Origin of the sequence: Flavobacterium circumlabens, assembly GCF_004345565.1 — a bacterium.
In the GTDB taxonomy this organism is placed as follows: Bacteria; Bacteroidota; Bacteroidia; order Flavobacteriales; family Flavobacteriaceae; genus Flavobacterium; species Flavobacterium circumlabens.
Genome location: NZ_SLWA01000001.1, coordinates 1 through 18,578 on the forward strand (window position 1 = coordinate 1; position 18,578 = coordinate 18,578).

An 18,578-nucleotide genomic window follows, 5' to 3' on the forward strand; every position below is an offset into this window, starting at 1 on the left:
TTAGATTCTTAGATTCTTAGATTCTTAGATTCTTAGATTCTTAGATTCTTAGATTCTTAGATTCTTAGATTCTTAGATTCTTAGATTCTTAGATTCTTAGATTCTTTAAAATAAATTTACTTCGCAAATTTATTTTAAACTGCGCGGGTTTACGCCATAAAAAAAGCCTCTTCAAAAGAAGAGGCTTTAGTACTCAGAGCGGGACTTGAACCCGCACGAACATTGCTGTTCACTGGATTTTAAGTCCAGCGTGTCTACCAATTTCACCATCCGAGCATTATATGGTTTTGAGCGAAAAACGGGGCTCGAACCCGCGACCTCGACCTTGGCAAGGTCGCGCTCTACCAACTGAGCTATTTTCGCGTTTCAAATTCTAGTAAGAACCGCAACACTTGATTTGTTCTGTATTGCGGTTGCAAATTTAAGACATTTATTGAGTTATACAAGCGTTTTTTGAAAAAAAATTACACTTATTTTATAACCTTCTGATAACCTAAACTTTAAATATGAAAATTATTTCTTTACCAGCATTCTTTTGATCTCATTCAGCTTCATTAGTGCCTCCACTGGGGTGATCGCGTTTATATCAAGACTCATAATCTCTTCTTTTATCTCTTCTAACAGCGGATCATCCAGATTAAAGAAGCTCATTTGCATTTCATCATTAGCTGATTTTATTCCGTTTAGAGCATCACTCGAATGATTCTTCTCTAATTTCTTCAATAACTTCTGCGCTTTCAAAATTACAATTTGAGGCATTCCGGCCATTTTTGCGACATGAATTCCAAAACTATGGGCACTTCCGCCTTTTACGAGTTTACGAATAAACAGAACCGTATCTTTTAATTCTTTTACGGCAACATTATAATTCTGGATTCTCGGCAACGATTCGGTCATTTCATTTAACTCGTGATAATGCGTTGCAAACAATGTTTTTGGTTTTGAGGGATGCTCGTGCAAAAATTCAGCAATAGCCCAGGCAATCGATATTCCGTCATAGGTACTGGTCCCTCTTCCGATCTCGTCCAGTAAAACCAGACTTCGATCTGAGATATTATTCAAAATAGAAGCCGTTTCATTCATTTCGACCATAAAAGTAGACTCTCCCATCGAAATATTATCTGAAGCTCCTACTCTGGTAAAGATCTTATCCACGATTCCCATTCTGACGCTGTCAGCAGGAACAAAACTTCCCATTTGAGCCAATAACACAATTAAAGCGGTTTGTCTCAGAATAGCCGACTTACCGGACATGTTGGGTCCTGTAATCATAATAAGCTGTTGCGTTTCCCTGTCCAGAAAAACATCATTGGCAATATAAGGAGTACCAACCGGTAATTGTTTCTCAATTACGGGATGTCTTCCGTTTTTGATTTCCAGTTCAAAAGTTTCATCTATTTCGGGACATACATATTGATTTTCTACAGCCAGTTGCGTAAACGAACACAAGCAGTCTAATTGCGCTACCAAATACGCATTCATCTGAACCGGCTTGATATAAGTGGCAATCCAGGCTACTAATTGCTCAAAAAGATCTGTCTCAATTTTGTAGATTTTCTCTTCAGCTCCTAAAATCTTGGTTTCGTATTCTTTTAATTCTTCCGTAATATAACGTTCTGCATTTACCAGCGTCTGTTTACGAATCCATTCTGTTGGCACTTTATCTTTATGTGTATTTCGAACTTCGATATAATAGCCGAAAACATTATTAAAAGAAATTTTCAAAGAAGATATTCCGGTTCGCTCGGACTCTCTTTTTTCAATTCCTTCCAAATATTCTTTTCCGGATGTCGAAATAGCACGCAAATCATCTAATTCCTCACTGATTCCTTTTGCAATTGCATTTCCTTTTGAAATGGCTACCGGAGCATCCTGGTTTAAAGTTGTTTTGATTTTCTCTCTTAACAAATCACAGGAATGAAGGCTATCCCCAATAACTTTTACGGCTTCCTGCGGACTTTCCAGCGCCAGGGTTTTAATTGGAATAATAGCATCTAATGACTCTTTCAGATACACAATTTCGCGAGGTGAAATTTTTCCTGTCGCAATTTTAGAAATCAGGCGTTCCAGATCTGAAATTTGCTTGATCTGGTATTGAATATTATGTAAAACCTCTAGATTTGATTTCAAATAGGAAACTACATCATGACGGCCTTTTATTTTAGTACTGTCTTTGAGCGGCAGGGCAAGCCAACGTTTTAACAAACGGCCTCCCATTGGGGAAAGTGTTCTGTCAATTACATCTAAAAGCGTAACGGCATTCGGATTATAACTGTGATACAATTCCAGATTTCGAATGGTAAAACGGTCCATCCAGACATAGGCATCTTCGGCAATACGCTGAATTGTCGTAATATGCTGGACACGATTATGCTGTGTTTCGGATAAATAATACAAAATAGCACCGGAAGCTACAACTCCTTCTTTCAGTTCCTCAATACCAAAACCTTTCAGGGAAACTGCCTGGAAATGTTTGGTTAAAGTTTCTAATGCATAATCTTCTTTGTAAATCCAGTCTTCCAGATAAAAACTATGAAAATCATCTCCGAAAGTGTCTTTGAAATCACCTTTATTGTTCTTCGGAACAAGAACTTCACTTGGATTAAAGTTCTGCAATAATTTATCGATATATTCCGCATTTCCCTGAGCGGTTAAAAACTCTCCAGTGGAAACATCCAGGAAGGAAATCCCTATATTATTTTTAGCAAAATAAACAGAGGCCAAAAAGTTATTTGTTTTGGACTGCAAAACCTCATCATTTAAAGAAACCCCCGGAGTTACAAGCTCTGTAACACCGCGTTTAACGATTGTTTTGGTCATTTTAGGATCTTCCAGCTGATCACATATTGCTACACGAAGTCCTGCCTTTACTAATTTTGGCAAATACGTATTAATAGAATGATGGGGGAAACCCGCCAAAGCCGTTTCGGTTTCAGAACCCGCTCCTCTTTTTGTCAATGTTATGCCCAGAATTTTAGAAGCTCTAATGGCGTCTTCTCCAAAGGTTTCATAAAAATCACCTACTCTGAAAAGCAAACATGCATCAGGATATTTTCTCTTGATTTCATTGTACTGTTTCATTAAAGGTGTTTCCTTCACCACTTTCTCTTTCGCTGCCAAATTATTATATTTTAAATGATCAATTTATGACAGCGAATTTATACTATTTTGAAGGAATATTGAAGAGCTGCAAAAATTAAAATATTTTAAGATTTTTTTAAGCCCAGATATAAGATTTTTACATAGATTTGTTCATAATTAAAAAAGACTCTATAAAAGATGAAAAAAATAATTTTATTTGCTATGCTTGCTGTAGTTGGAATTACAGCTTCTAATGCTCAAAGTACTAAAAAAGCAACTTCTAAAGTAGCTAAAGTTGAAGGAGCAGGAATGGCTTTCGAAACTGAAACAATTGACTACGGTACTATCGCTCACAATGCTGACGGGAAACGTGAATTTGTTTTTGTAAACAACGGAACTAAACCACTTATCATCACTAACACTCAGGGATCTTGTGGTTGTACTGTACCAACTACTCCAAAAGAGCCAATCGCTCCGGGTGCTAAAGGTATTATTGGCGTAAAATATGCTACTGACAGAGTTGGTGCTTTTACTAAAACAGTAACTGTTACTTCTAATGCTGAAGGACAACCAACAAAAGTACTTACTATTAAAGGTACTGTTTTACCAGATCCAGTAAAAAGCTAATCTGAAAAACAATCTAAAATAATTGAAAGAGCTTCCTTATCTTTGGAAGCTTTTTTTATGACCTGAATTCAACCCTAATGAGAAAACTTGAAAATAGTGAACTGGAACGAAAATCGATTGAAGATTTTAAAGAATCCGAAAAAACTCCTCTGATTTTAGTATTGGATGATATTCGCAGTTTACACAATATTGGATCTGTCTTTAGAACTGCAGATGCTTTTTTGATTGAAAAAATAATCTTGTGTGGTATTACAGCTACTCCTCCCAATAAAGAAATTCATAAAACAGCTCTTGGCGCTACCGAAACTGTAGCCTGGGAACACCATGAAAATGTATTGGAGGTTATCGAGAACCTTAAAAAAGAAAACGTCTTAACACTTGCGATTGAACAAGTCGAAAGTGCTGTTTTTCTTCAGGATTTTAAAGTAGTCAAAGATCAAAAATACGCATTGGTTTTCGGAAATGAAGTTTATGGTGTTGCACAGGAAGCAGTTGCTATTTGTGATGGCTGTATCGAAATTCCGCAATTAGGCACCAAACATTCCTTAAATATTTCTGTAAGTGCCGGAATTGTGGTTTGGGATTTGTTTCAGAAGTTAAACTGGCCTCAATAGAAATATATTTTTTTATCGTTATAAAATTGATACTTTTATAAAATGAAAAATATCAGTTTTGCAACAATATCTATAATATTTTTTGTTTTCATTTTTTATTCATCACATGCGCGAGGAAAAATAAATATTTTTAACAAAAATATCGCACATGCTATAATTGACACCACAAAATCTGCGAAAGGAAACCTGGCAGCTATTGATCCACCCGTTCTTATAGCGTCAGGAGACCAGATATACTGCCCTCAAACCACACTAAATATCGTTACAGGTATCACAATCAATCACGATGCTGCCGAAACAGGAACACAAGCCGTTTACATTCAGGTTTCATCGGGATATTCCGGCGGTTTAGACCAACTTGAACTTTCAAATCCGGCATCCCATCCGTCAATTGTAACCAACTGGGATGCTACTGCCGGGAAATTAAAATTATCGAGTCCGACTGGAGTTGATGTTTCCTATTCGGATTTTGAAGCAGCTGTAAGGGATGTTGTTTTTTCAAATTTATCAGCTACTGCTTCCGGGACCAGAACTTTTTCTATTACTATTGGTCAGGCCAATTACCTGCCTTCTACACAACATTATTATTTATTTATTCCCAGTATCGGTATTACCTGGACTGCTGCAAAAACGGCTGCCGAAACAAGTACTTATTATGGGCTTAAGGGTTATTTAGCCACTATTTTAGCTGCAGATGAAGCACAGTTAATTGGAGAACAGGCTTCAGGAACCGGTTGGATTGGAGGCAGCGATGCCGAAACCGAAGGTACCTGGAAATGGGTAACCGGACCGGAAGCAGGCACCGTAATGAACTATACTTTCTGGAATAACGGCGAACCTAACAACCAGGGAGATGAGGATTATGCCCATATAACGCAACCGGGAATAGGTATTAAGGGCTCATGGAACGATTTATCAAATACAGGATCATTAAATTCCGGCGACCCCTATCAACCGAAAGGATTTGTAGTAGAGTATGGAGGAATGCCGGGTGAATCGCCTTTAAAAATTGCAGCCAGTACCAAAATTACCATTCCGGAAGTCCAGCCTCTTATTCCGAATCCAGTTTGTGATTCGGGAAGTTTCACCATAACGACAACACCAACAACCGGAATAACCATTAATTGGTACGATGTTCCTACAGGCGGAACAACATTAGGAACAGGAAGCAGTTTTACGACTCCAATTTTAAATTCCAACACTATTTACTATGCAGATCCGGGCTGTGAAATCAAAAGAAAAGCTGTTACTTTTACTGTAAATCCAACTCCGGATATCCCGACTACCACCGATCCAATTGTAGCCAGATGCGGTCCAGGGAGTGTTACTTTACAAGCCAGCTCCAATATTGGTACCATAAGCTGGTTTAGCACTGCCACTGCAAACACCAGTATTGGGACAGGCAATACCTTTTCTACACCCGCTATTACAGCAAACACTACGTATTATGCTGAAGCTTCAAACAACGGCTGTATAAATAGTACCCGTATCCCTGTTGACATTGTTATTTACATCCCTCCTGCGGTTACAGATGAGAAAGATATTCCGTTATGTCAGGGTCGCGAGGTCGTTTTGGATGCGGGAATTGCCGGAATGGACTATGCATGGTCTACCGGCGCCACAACCCAGACCATCAAAGCAACTACAGGCGGAACTTACACGGTTGAAGTGAAGAGTCCAGCCCCTGAAAGCTGCCCAAGTACAAAGACTATAACAGTTCAGGAACACCCGATCCCGAAAATTGACCGTATAGAAACAAACGGAACCACTGCTACTATTTTTCTGACCAGAGAAGAAGAGTATTATGAATATTCTGTTGACGGGTTTAATTTTCAGGATTCCAATACCTTTTATGATATACCAGCCGGATTGCAAACGGCTTATATCAAAGAGAAAAACGGATGTGAAGGAACAACACAAGATTTTATTATTCTGGTTTTCCCTGCTTTTTTCACCCCAAACAATGATACTTTTAATGATGTCTGGGAAGTAAACGGAATAGAAAACTATCCTCAGGCGCAAGTGACTATTTTTGACCGGTACGGAAAGCTCCTGATAGAATTAAATGCCTCAAAAATGAGCTGGGATGGAAATTTCAACAGCATTCCTCTTCCCGCTTCCGATTATTGGTATGCCTTAAAGATAGACAATACAAAACCTGTTTTAAGAGGTCATTTTACATTGAAAAGATAAAAATCAATTACACCATTTTCTTTTTAATTTCATTCAGGATGAAAAGATAATCTTCATGTTTTTTGACAAAATCACGATCAGAAACGTCAATAATCAAAACATTGAGGTCGGTCTGGGATTTGATATAATCTAAATATCCAACATTGATTTTATCTAAATATTCTGCCGATATATTCTGCTCGTAAGCACGCCCGCGTCGTTTTATATTCTCCAGCAATCTTGCTGTATTTTGATACAGATAAACATACAAATCAGGCTTTTGCATTTCTTTATAAATAATATCAAACAAGTTTCTGTACAAACGATATTCGTCTTCTGCCAGAGTGATTTTAGCAAAAATCAATGATTTGAAAATATGGTAATCGGCTACTATGAAATCTTTAAACAAATCAAACTGCGCTAAATCGTCTGATAATTGCTGGTATCTGTCGGCCAGAAAGGACATTTCCAGCGGAAAGGCATATCGGTTTTGATCTTTATAAAATTTAGGTAAAAACGGATTGTCTGCAAAACGTTCCAAAACTGTTTTAGCATTAAAATCTTCTGCAATTTTATGTGCCAAAGTCGTTTTTCCGGCTCCAATATTTCCTTCGAAGGCGATATAATTAAACTTCTCCAGCGGAATTTCCTGCAGCGGATTTTTCAACTCCTGTACAACGGTACAAAGACTGTCATCGGGTGTAATTGCAATTAGCTCGGATATGGTTTTCTGAAATACAGGATGTTTCCAGTCTAATTTAAGATCCTGCATCGGCAGTAATACAAATTTCCTGTTTTGCATTAACGGATGCGGAATTTCCAGTTTTTCAGATTTAATAATTTCGTTATCAAAAACAATCAGATCGACATCAATGAGACGGGATTGATATCCTTCCTGATTCAAACGGATTCGTCCTAATTGTTTTTCGACTTTTAAAACCTGATTCAGTATTTTTTGTGCCGAAAAGTTGGTGTGTATTATAAGCGCACAATTATAAAAAGCATCACTCTCAAAACCCCAGGCAGGCGTTTCGTAAAGCTTCGAAACCTTAATTACAGTTCCCACTTCCTGATGTATAAGCTGAATACAACTTTCGATGTTTGCTAACCGATTTCCCTGATTACTGCCTATTGCTAATACGACCTGATGCTGTGATTTCATAATAAATGCAAATTAACTAAAACTATTTTAGAATTAATTACATTATTTTAATAGATACTATTTTTAGATAAGGGGAAAAAATAGTATTTTTCATCTGAAGTTCACTTTGAAAAAGTATTCTATTCCAAAAACAATCTTGTTTATCAGAAGAATAAATGTGATATTTTCAATTATATTTGTAACAAACCAGCCTTTTTTAATACTTATTAAAAAAATATATTTATGAAATTTCTAGGAAATGTAGTTGCCACAGTGATTGGTATTTTTGTATTCATTATGTTATTCTTTTTTGGAGTAATTCTTATCGGTGCTATTTTTGGAGGAGAGGATACTGTTTCCGTTAAAGGTGATTCTGTTATAGAATTAGATCTGAAAAAAATCAAAAATGATTACGCCGGAAAATATAAAGATCCCTGGGTAACGGTCTTTTCGGACCAAAAAGGAGTTGGTTTAACCGATGTGATTAATGCCATTGAAGCTGCCGAAACGGATAGTAACATTAAAGGAATTTCTATTTTAAATGACCAGTCTTCCTTAGGTTTAGCACAATATAAAGATTTAAGAAACGCGCTTGAAAAATTCAAAAAATCAGGCAAATTTGTCTGGGCTTATGCTAATACGTATTCGCAAAAAGAATATTATTTAAACTCTGTTGCCAACACGGTTTATTTAAACCCTGCCGGAGATCTTGATTTCAAAGGACTTTCGTCTGAAATCATGTTCTTTAAAGATTTTCAGGATAAATCCGGTATCCATATGGAAGTGATTCGTCATGGAAAATACAAAAGTGCTGTCGAGCCCTTTTTAGAAAATAAAATGAGCGACGCCAATAGGGAGCAGATTACGGCTCTTCTGAATTCAATCTGGTCCACTGTTTCGAATGATATTTCGAAAAGCCGAAATATTCCTTTAGCGAAACTAAACGAAATCGCAGACGGTTTATTAGCCCGAACTCCTGAAATGGCAAAAGCACAGCATTTGGTTGACATAGTTGCTTATGAGGACGTTTATCACAACGCTATCAAAAAGAAATTAAAAGTTGCAGATGATGAGGATTACAATAAAATTTCAATCCTGGATTACACTCAGAATAATATCACAACAGCACTGACGAATACCTCAAGTGATCAGATTGCTGTTATTTACGCTCAGGGCGAAATTCAAAGTGGTGAAGGCGATGTAACTGTAATTGGCGAAGGTGCCATGCGCCGTTCTTTACAGGAAGCCCGAAAAAATGAAGACGTAAAAGCTATTGTTTTAAGAATCGACAGCCCGGGCGGAAGCGCACTGACTTCTGATTTGATCTGGAGAGAAATTGAAATTACCAAAAAAGCAAAACCTGTTGTGGTTTCTATGGGTAATTATGCTGCTTCAGGCGGGTATTATATTGCTTGTAATGCCAATAAAATTTTCGCGGAAAGCAATACCATAACCGGTTCGATCGGAGTTTTCGGAGTGTTGCCTAACTTCTCCCCTCTAGCGAATAAGTTAGGGATCAATACTGAACAGGTTAAAACACACGAAAATTCAGCAAACTACAGTCCGTTTGTACCAATTGACGAGAAATTTAAAGCCTTTACCTTAGAGAGTGTAGAAAACATCTATAAAATTTTTGTCACACATGTAGCCCAAGGCCGAAAAATGACTTTTGCACAAGTTGATGCCATTGCACAAGGAAGAGTGTGGTCGGGTTCTGAAGCTATAAAAATTGGTTTGGTGGACAAAATCGGAGGACTAAATGATGCCATTGCGGAAGCTGCCAGAATAGCCAAAATAAAAACATACAGTACTCAGAATTATCCGGAATACGAAAAATCATTTAACGATGTATTATCGAATTTACCTTTTGCAAAATCCAAAGAGGCTTTTATTAAAGAAGAAATCGGTGAAGAAAACTATATGATTCTTGAACAGGTAAAAAGACTTCAAAATCAAAAAGGAGTTCAGGCAATGTTACCTTACGGATTAAACATTCAATAAAAAGCAAAACACATAACCTAAATCCGTCTGAGTCCTTCTCAGGCGGATTTTTTCATTTTAATTAACCAAAAGTTAATTTACACTTAACATCCTTTAGCTATACTCTTCTCTATTTTAGCCGAAAATTACAAAACCATACAAAATAAAAAATAGCACTTTCATAAAGTTTTAAAAACATAGAAAATTAATTTATTTTTTTTTGATAGCTTGCCATAATCGAAATTCGATCTAAGGCAGGCTATTGTTTTTTATAATAATTTTGAAATAAACTCCACTATAAAAGTCTATTTTTGCAAGAATAGCATTCCAATTAAGAACCTTAATCCTCAAATCTATAATTAATTATGTTAAAGAAAATTTTAAAAATCACAGCCATCGTCCTCGTGGTATTTATTGCCGCACTCTTCGCCATTCCTTATTTTTTTAAAGATCAGATAAAAGCGAAAATTTCAGAAGCTATTAACGAAAGTGTAGATGCCAAAGTGAGTTTTGCAGATGCCGATTTAAGTTTGTTTAAAAACTTTCCTAACGCTACGGTTGCAATTGACAAATTAGTGATCATCAACAAGGCCCCTTTTGAAGGAGATACTTTGGTTTCGTTAGGTAAATTAAACCTAAATATGAGCATTAAAGAACTTTTTAAAGGAAAAGACGAACCTTTGAACATTCAGGGGATAACCTCTGAAAATGGTCTGATCAATATCATTTTTAATAAAGACGGTGTAGGAAACTTTGATATTGCTTTGAAGGATAAAGAAAAAACAGAAAAAGAAGAAGCCGGTAAACCGCTTGCTTTAAAAATTCAAAACTATAAGATTGAGAATTTCACTTTCAGATATATCGATCAGGGTTCTAAAATCAGAATGGTCATTGACAGTTTAAATCACGAAGGAACCGGGGATTTTACCAATTCAAAACTTGATTTAGTGACCAAATCCACAGCTAAAGTTTCTTTGGATATGGATAAGATCAATTACATGAAAAATATATCCCTGACTTTAGACGCTGTCCTGGGAATTGATTTAGAAAAAAGCAAATATACTTTTAAAGAAAACAAAGCTTTAATCAACCAATTGCCATTAGAATTTGACGGATTCATTCAGATGGTGGAAGCTGGTCAGATTTATGATTTGAAATTTAAAACTCCTACTTCATCCTTTACCAATTTCTTAGGCTTGATTCCTTCCGCTTATGCTTCAGGTTTAGACGGTGTAAAAACAACAGGAGATTTTACGGTAACAGGTTTTGCAAAAGGAGAATTAACAGATACCACTGTACCAAAATTCAACATTGCAATTGCATCAAACAATGCTTCGTTTCAATATCCGAACTTACCAAAGTCCGTTCAGAATATTGTAATTGACACTAAAATTATTAATGAAACCGGTATTCTGAATGACACCTACGTTAATTTAGACAAACTATCTTTCAGAATTGACCAGGATGTTTTCAGCGCTAAAGCGAATGTGAAAAACATCACCGCAAATCCAATTGTAGACGCTGCCTTAAAAGGAACAATTAATCTTGCTAATCTTTCCAAAGCGTATCCGATCAAGATTGACAAACCTTTGGTCGGTATTCTGAAAGCCGATGTAACGACTAATTTCGATATGGCTTCTGTAGAAAAAAGCCAGTATGAAAACATCAAAAATGCCGGAACAATGAGTTTATCCGGATTTAAATATACCGATGAAAACAACAAATCAATGAACATCAGCACGGCTTTGGTAGAGTTCAATCCAAGCAGAATCAATCTGAAACAATTTGATGCTACTACAGGAAAAAGTGATATCAGCATTAATGGAGTACTGGAAAATTTCTACGGATTCATGTTCAAAAAACAAGAGCTAAAAGGAAACTTTAATATGAGTTCAAACCAATTGGCCGTTGATGATTTCATGACTTCAGGTGAACCTGCAACAACTAAAACGGAAGCGAAACCATCGGAAGCCATGAAGATTCCCGCGTTTTTGAATTGTACGATAAATGCAAAGGCAACAACCGTTTTATATGATAATTTAAAACTAAAAGATGTATCCGGGAAATTAATTGTTAAGGATGAAAAAGCAACTTTAGAAAACTTTAAAACTTCTATTTTTGGTGGATCCATCGGCTTAACAGGAACCGTTTCTACAAAAGAAAAAGTGCCCACTTTTAATATGAATTTAGGGTTTAATCAGGTTGATATTGCACAGACTTTTACGCAATTGGACATGATGAAAAAAATCGCTCCACTGGCCGGAATTATCAACGGAAAATTGAATTCCACTATCAAATTAAACGGAAATTTAGACGCCAAGGAATTAACTCCGGACTTAAAATCACTTTCGGGAGATTTATTGGGCCAATTGCTTTCGACTACCTTAAACAGTAAAAATTCGACTGTATTAAATTCTTTAACGTCCAACATCAAGTTCCTTGATGCCAGCAAGCTAAACTTAAATGATTTGAAAATGGCAGTGACATTTGATAACGGAAAAGTAAATGTAAAACCATTTGACATCAAATATCAGGATATCAAAATTACAGTTGGCGGAACGCACGGTTTTGATCAAACGATGAATTACAACTTAAAATTAGATGTTCCGGCTAAATATTTAGGAACTCAGGCTAATGCATTAATTGCTAAAATGTCGCCTGCAGATGCGGCAAAACTGGATAATATTCCAGTCAATGCAATGATTACAGGTAATTTTTCTAATCCAAAAATAACAACGGATATGAAAAGCGCCGTTAGCAGTTTAACGACTCAGTTAGTGAATCAGCAAAAAGAGAAGCTGACTCAAAAAGGTACGTCGGCCCTTACGGATTTAATTAACAAAAACACAAAAGCAAAAGATACAACGAAAGCTGCAGCAACTGAGAAAGAAAAAAATACTCAGGACGCTACCAAAAAAGCAAGCGATCTATTGAACGGTTTGTTTAAGAAGAAAAAATAATAAAATAAGGCAAAACAAAAAAAAGGTCAATCTGTTTAGATTGACCTTTTTTATTTTAAACTGCTTTTGAATATATTTTCAGTTTTCCGTTATTGAGTATTTTATTGAGTATTTTGAAATAATCTTTTTTTGAACGCTTGATGATATTCACTCCGATACTGCAATTATCATATGGTTCGTATTTTTTAAGTTCCGATACCGAAAACAAGCCAACTGTCGGCGTCTGCACGGAACTTGCCAAATGCATCATTCCGCTGTCAGCTCCTATAAAAATATCCGTATTGGCTATTAATGCGCCTATTTCCCTAATATCTTTACTATAAAATGATGGGGCCTGAAAAGCAATTTGCGACACATTTTCGATGGGTAAAACTTCAATTATATTATAGTCGGCATATTCCTTTTTTATTGCTTTATAGAAATCTTCCCACCATATTTCCGGCAGACATTTTGTTCCTGTCGCATAGGTAAATAAGCAGATGGTTCTTCTTGAGTTGTTCTTTGTTACTCTATTCAGCGTCTTTTTCCCTTCTGCGAACTCCGATAAACTTAATTTGAGATCTAAGGGAGCTATTATTTTGTTGCTTTTCGGAAATCCTAATTTTGTCAGATAGTTTCTGAAGTTATAAACCGGATATTTTGCAATATGATCATAATCGCTTTTTACAATTTGAGTTTCTCCGTCTGAGTCTCCAAAAAATTTATACTTAGCATTAGAAAACTGGACTGCTAAACGTCCGGAAGAAGAATTCTGATCTACATTGATTGCAATATCATATTTCCGTCTTTTTATTGAAATCCAGACATTAAAATATTTTAGTAAATTTTTGAAGGGTTTTTTGGGCAAGTCAATCACCTTATCAATATTCTCGTAATTCTCAAAAATTATTGGAGCTAATGTTCCCTTAACAAATAAATCGACTTTACAATTTGGAAATATTTCTGTTACTTCCTGAACGAGCGGTGTAATCAATAATAAGTTTCCTAATCTTCCATTTGGTCTGCAGATTAAAACTCTTTTAATATCATTTTTATCCACCAAAACAATATCCCTCTGAAAATTTGCTTTCCCAATATTCTTAGTAAGATTGCGCATTACACTACGCCTAAAAACATTTATTTTTTTTAAAACACCCATCTTATTAAATCGCTTAGAATTATTAAATCTTCATTTAAATTTTAAAAAAATCGAAAGATTGAACTAACTCAAAACTAGTCCCTTTTTTTTTCTAAAATTAAATTCTTTCAATAAGTAATTATTACAAAATTGTAACCGAATGTTCCAACATTCACATTTTCAACTTTTTGAAAGAAATTTAAAAATACTAAAACCATTATATAAACAGGAAAACAATATACCGTTACCAAATAACAGTAGACGGTTAAGGAATAAACCTAGACGTTTATAGTAACAACATACCCTTCTGAACTGCGAACATTAAAAACCGTTCCGTTTTCAAAAATTAAATACTGCCCTTTAATTCCTGTTAATTTTCCAATAAAGGATGGCGTTTTATCAAGGTTCAGACTCGCCACTTTTGGCGGAAAATTCAAAACCGGATACTGCAATTCATATAAATCATTCTTTTGACTGTAAAAATATTCGCGGGCTTCCGCGGGAATTAAACTTTCGACTTTTTCTTTTTCTTTAATTAAATCAAAAGTCTCCGTTCCATTCTGAAGCATTTTTCGCCAATTGGTTTTATCCGTATAATGACTTTTTAAGGCAACCTCGGTGATTCCTGCCAAATATCGATTGGGAACCTCAACAATTGCGATTGCCTGACTGGCACCCTGATCAATCCAACGGGTCGGAACCTGTGTTTTGCGTGTTACCCCTACTTTTATTTCACTCGCTGCTGCTAAATAGACAATATGAGGCTGCAATTGCACTTTTTGTTCATAATCCAGATCACGATCTGCAATTCCTAAATGCGCTGTACTCAATTCGGGTCTCATAATCCAGTCGCCAACGGCCGGGCTGGAGTAAAAGCAATCATAACAAAAACCCTGTCTGAATATTTTCTTTTTTTTATTGCAATTCAAACATTGGTAACCCACAAAATTGATTTCAATTTCTTTATTCAATAATTGATTCATATTGAGAAAGCTATCCTCAAAAACCAGGTAATACTGTATAGGATTTCCGATTTCTGTCTGCATTTTTGTAAGTACTCCCTGGTATGTCATTAGATTTTTGAATTGCTGATTTTTGATTTCAGATTACTTCCGAAAGTTAAATTTCATTTTTGAAAGTTTAAATTTTGAAACGTAATCTTTCCTTTAAATAAATTGTTTTTTGTAAAAAAACACTATTTTTGATACAACGCCAAAGTTAATATTTGTATATCGATATTCAAATTTTAAATTTCCTGTTTTTAATCCAAATTGGAAATCTAAAATCTAAAATCTAAAATTCCCATGCCCTTATCAATAATCAACTCGTTTGCATCCTGGGTTCTGAAACAAAGAATTCATCAAATAGAGCTCTTTTTAAAATACCCGAATGAAGTTCAGGAAGAATTGCTGCATAACTTACTGACAGCTTCTGAAAACACGATTATTGGGAAACAATATGAATTTTCATCTATCAACTCCTATCAGACTTTTACTGAAAGAGTGCCGATCGCTACTTATGAAGAATTACAACCTCTGATTGAACGAACGCGTCAGGGTGAACAGGGCGTTTTTTGGGAAACTCCAATTAAATGGTTTGCTAAATCAAGCGGAACTACGAATGCCAAAAGTAAATTTATACCGGTAAGCACCGAGGCTCTGGAAGATTGTCATTATAAGGGAAGTAAAGATTTACTTTGTTTATACCTGAACAATAATGAGGACTCTGAATTGTTTTTAGGAAAAAGTCTTCGCTTAGGCGGAAGCTCTCAGATTTACGAAAACAATAATACTTTCTTTGGGGATCTTTCTGCCATTTTGATTGAAAACATGCCTATCTGGGCTGAATTCAGCAGCACGCCAAGTAATAAAACTTCCCTAATGAGTGAGTGGGAAGCTAAAATTGCGGCTATTATCAATGAAACAAAAAACGAAAATGTAACCAGCTTTGCCGGAGTTCCTTCGTGGATGCTGGTACTGATGAATAAAGTTCTGGAAAATACCGGAAAAGAAAGTTTACTGGAAATCTGGCCCAATCTTGAAGTTTATTTTCATGGAGGCGTAAGCTTTTCACCCTACAAAGAACAATATAAAAAAATCCTGCCCAGCAAAGATTTCAAATATTACGAAATATACAATGCATCAGAAGGCTTTTTTGCGATTCAGGATCTGAATAATTCAAGTGATTTATTATTGATGCTGGATTATGGAATTTTCTACGAATTCATTTCAATGGATACTTTTGGAACTCCTAACCAAAAAGTGATTCGTCTGGCTGATGTTGAACTGAATAAAAACTATGCTATTGTGATCACCACTAATTCCGGTTTATGGCGCTATTTAATTGGAGACACGGTTCGTTTTACTTCTTTAAACCCTTACCGAATTCGCGTAACGGGAAGAACCAAACATCATATTAATGTATTTGGTGAAGAACTAATGGTCGAAAATACCGATCAGGCTATTGCTAAAGCCTGCCAGCTGACCCAGACGGAAGTAATAGATTATACGGTTGCTCCTATTTTTATGCAGGACAAGGAAAAAGGTGCCCACGAATGGATGATCGAATTCAAGAAAAAACCTGCTGACGTAGGTCTTTTCCAGAAAGTTCTGGACGAAACACTCCAAACTTTAAACTCCGATTATGAAGCCAAACGTCACAACAATATGACTTTAAATCCTTTGGTGATTAATGTGGCACGTGAGAATTTATTTTACGACTGGCTTAAAGAAAGAGACAAATTAGGAGGACAACATAAGATTCCGAGGCTTTCGAATCAGAGAGATTACCTGGAGCAGTTGAAGGAGATGTAGTTCAAAGATCACTTCACTTATTCTCTGTGATTAACTGATTTATATTTTAAAATGAAAAAGTACATACTATTTTTTATTATCCTGTTTACTCAAAACCTAATATCTCAAAATATTGAGCCATTAAGCCCCGTTCAAAAGGAGCTCTACGGGTTTGAAACAGTTCAAGTAAAACCAGAATTTCCTGGTGGAAAAGAAAAATTTCTTGAATATATAAAAGCGAATTTCAAAAAGGCAAATATTGATAAAAATACTAAGGGACAAGTACTCGCTACTTTTATTGTTGAAATGGATGGTTCAATAACTACTATTAAGATTATAAAAGATGATGGAATCAAAACAGGAAAAATACTCAAGAAAGTACTAGAAAAATCTCCTAAATGGCTCTGTGGTGAACACGAAGGATATCATGTTAGAACAAAAGTAGATTTTACTTTTGAGATAAATTAAATCATTTTCTGCTAATAACAACATAGATTTCTCCTTCGTCGAAATGAAACGAAAGCTGTAATAGATACTGATCGCATGAGGGATAGCAGTGGAAATCCTTTTTTGTCCCGAGGATTCGGGAGCAAAAAAGATTGGAACGGATAGCCCGACCCGCTTTTTCTGCGGGTCATGCCCATAAAAAAACCTTAATTCAGGTTCTGAACTAAGGTTTTTCTTTTTATTATAAATTTCTCTCAGGCGAAGTTGAAGTTCTTTTCGTTTCATAAGCCTTCGACTTCGCTCAGGTTGACAGTCGTTTTATTACATCATATCAATATACCTGTCGTGATATCCTAATAAGTACAAAACACCATCAAGACCCAAACTTGAGATAGAAGTTGAAGCGCTCTCCTTTACTTTTTGTTTGGCATGGAAAGCAATTCCTAAACCGGCTAAGTTTAACATCGGCAAATCGTTGGCTCCGTCACCAACAGCTATTGTCTGGTTGATATGAATGCCTTCTTTGTCCGCAATAGCTTTTAAATGTTCTGCTTTCTTCTGACCGTCAATGATATCACCAATATATTTCCCGGTTAACTTACCGTCTTTAATTTCTAATTGATTGGCGTGAACGTAGTCGATACCTAATTCTTTTTGCAGATATTCTCCAAAATAGGTGAATCCTCCGGATAGGATGGCGGTTTTGTACCCGTAATATTTTAAGGCTTTCATCAAACGGTGCGCTCCTTTTGTTATGGGTAATTTTTCAGCAACTGAGCGCAAAACATCTTCACTTAAACCTTCTAACAAAGCCATGCGTTGTTTAAAGCTTTCATTGAAATCAATTTCACCATTCATGGCCAGTTCGGTAATTGCTCTTACCTGTTCGCCTACTCCGTTCAATTCGGCTAATTCGTCAATTACTTCGGTCTGGATCAGTGTAGAATCCATATCAAAACAAACCAGACGCCTGTTTCTTCTGTAGATATTATCTTCCTGAAAAGAAATATCTACATCCAACGTTCTTGAGATATGCATAAAACTGGCTGTCATCACGATCTTATTTACAATTTCACCGGTTACCGACAATTGTATGCAAGAACGCGGATTTTCTTCTATTTCGATGATAGAAGTTCTGCCTGTTAATCTTATAATGGAATCAATATTTAAATTTTGGTCGGATAATATTTTAGTTACTGCAGCCAGTTGTGAAGCTGCTAACTTCTCTCCCAAAATATTAATAATGTATCGTTGTCTTGATTGTGATTTTACCCAGGTTTCGTAATCTTCAACAGAAATCGGAATAAATTTTACTTTAATTTCCAATTCATACGCTTTAAACAATAAGTCTTTTAAAACGGGTCCTGAACTTGAACCGGCTTCAATTTCAAATAAAATCCCTAAAGAAAGCGTATCGTGAATGTCGGCCTGGCCTATATCTAGAATAACGGCATCATAAGTTGCCAATACTGCTGTCAAACCAGCTGTAACTCCGGGTTTATCGTGACCTGAAACTTTTAATAAAATAATCTCTTTATCTTCTATTGTCATTTTTTCTTTATTGATTAAGAAGCGACAAAAATCGGCAATCTATTATTGATAAAAAAGAATAATCTTTGTTTTTTTGAAAAGAAAAAGCACATAATG

General features: G+C 35.8%; 12 protein-coding genes and 2 tRNA genes. 7 read left to right on the plus strand and 7 right to left on the minus strand.

All coding sequences use genetic code 11. The features are described 5' to 3' along the window. Positions 1–190: 190 nt before the first annotated feature. The 3 genes from EV142_RS00005 to mutS all read right to left on the minus strand — a co-directional run bounded on the left by EV142_RS00005 (position 191) and on the right by mutS (position 3,120). Positions 191–276: transfer RNA gene (locus EV142_RS00005), tRNA-Leu, on the minus strand. Positions 277–290: 14 nt separating this feature from the next. Further along, a tRNA-Gly gene (locus EV142_RS00010) sits at positions 291–363 on the minus strand. A gap of 150 nt (positions 364–513) precedes the next feature. Further along, positions 514–3,120, minus strand: coding sequence for a DNA mismatch repair protein MutS (mutS, locus tag EV142_RS00015; RefSeq protein WP_162304642.1), 2,607 nt, complete (start codon positions 3,118–3,120; stop codon positions 514–516). Positions 3,121–3,279: 159 nt separating this feature from the next. Here mutS and EV142_RS00020 point away from each other — a divergent pair, with 159 nt between their 5' ends. From EV142_RS00020 to EV142_RS00030, 3 genes are all read left to right on the plus strand, one after another. Further along, positions 3,280–3,708, plus strand: coding sequence for a DUF1573 domain-containing protein (locus tag EV142_RS00020; RefSeq protein WP_132031506.1), 429 nt, complete (start codon positions 3,280–3,282; stop codon positions 3,706–3,708). 77 nt (positions 3,709–3,785) lie between these two features. Then, a complete protein-coding gene (locus tag EV142_RS00025; RefSeq protein ID WP_132031508.1) occupies positions 3,786–4,322 on the plus strand; it encodes an RNA methyltransferase in 537 nt (178 codons plus the stop codon). Between the two features lie 42 nt (positions 4,323–4,364). After that, on the plus strand, positions 4,365–6,515 hold the full coding sequence (locus EV142_RS00030; RefSeq protein ID WP_132031510.1) for an Ig-like domain-containing protein: 2,151 nt from the start codon (positions 4,365–4,367) through the stop codon (positions 6,513–6,515). Positions 6,516–6,522: 7 nt separating this feature from the next. Here the strand turns inward: EV142_RS00030 and folK are convergent, their stop codons facing one another. Beyond that, positions 6,523–7,656: a 2-amino-4-hydroxy-6-hydroxymethyldihydropteridine diphosphokinase gene (folK, locus tag EV142_RS00035; RefSeq protein ID WP_132031512.1), complete on the minus strand. Its 1,134-nt coding sequence runs from the start codon at positions 7,654–7,656 to the stop codon at positions 6,523–6,525. A 222-nt stretch (positions 7,657–7,878) separates the two neighbouring features. Here folK and sppA point away from each other — a divergent pair, with 222 nt between their 5' ends. Together sppA and EV142_RS00045 are read left to right on the plus strand one after the other, a co-directional pair. Continuing rightward, positions 7,879–9,636, plus strand: a complete 1,758-nt coding sequence (gene sppA / locus EV142_RS00040; protein WP_132031514.1) for a signal peptide peptidase SppA — start codon at positions 7,879–7,881, stop codon at positions 9,634–9,636. Between the two features lie 344 nt (positions 9,637–9,980). Next, on the plus strand, positions 9,981–12,575 hold the full coding sequence (locus EV142_RS00045; RefSeq protein ID WP_132031516.1) for an AsmA-like C-terminal region-containing protein: 2,595 nt from the start codon (positions 9,981–9,983) through the stop codon (positions 12,573–12,575). Positions 12,576–12,630: 55 nt separating this feature from the next. Here the strand turns inward: EV142_RS00045 and EV142_RS00050 are convergent, their stop codons facing one another. Continuing rightward, a complete protein-coding gene (locus EV142_RS00050; protein WP_238698611.1) occupies positions 12,631–13,671 on the minus strand; it encodes a glycosyltransferase family 9 protein in 1,041 nt (346 codons plus the stop codon). A 299-nt stretch (positions 13,672–13,970) separates the two neighbouring features. Beyond that, positions 13,971–14,765, minus strand: coding sequence for a DUF2797 domain-containing protein (locus EV142_RS00055; RefSeq protein ID WP_132031520.1), 795 nt, complete (start codon positions 14,763–14,765; stop codon positions 13,971–13,973). Positions 14,766–14,996: 231 nt separating this feature from the next. Between EV142_RS00055 and EV142_RS00060 the strand changes: the two genes are divergently transcribed. Further along, the gene (locus EV142_RS00060; RefSeq protein WP_132031522.1) at positions 14,997–16,505 is read left to right on the plus strand and encodes a GH3 auxin-responsive promoter family protein; all 1,509 of its coding nucleotides are present in this window, start codon (positions 14,997–14,999) and stop codon (positions 16,503–16,505) included. A 51-nt stretch (positions 16,506–16,556) separates the two neighbouring features. Continuing rightward, positions 16,557–16,952 carry a hypothetical protein gene (locus EV142_RS00065; protein WP_132031524.1) on the plus strand — a complete coding sequence of 132 codons (396 nt, stop codon included), beginning with the start codon at positions 16,557–16,559 and terminating at the stop codon, positions 16,950–16,952. Between the two features lie 300 nt (positions 16,953–17,252). On the opposite strand, the gene serB is transcribed toward EV142_RS00065, so the two are convergent. Beyond that, complete coding sequence (serB, locus tag EV142_RS00070; RefSeq protein ID WP_132031526.1) at positions 17,253–18,482, minus strand: phosphoserine phosphatase SerB; 1,230 nt, start codon at positions 18,480–18,482, stop codon at positions 17,253–17,255. Between the last annotated feature and the right edge of the window lie 96 nt (positions 18,483–18,578).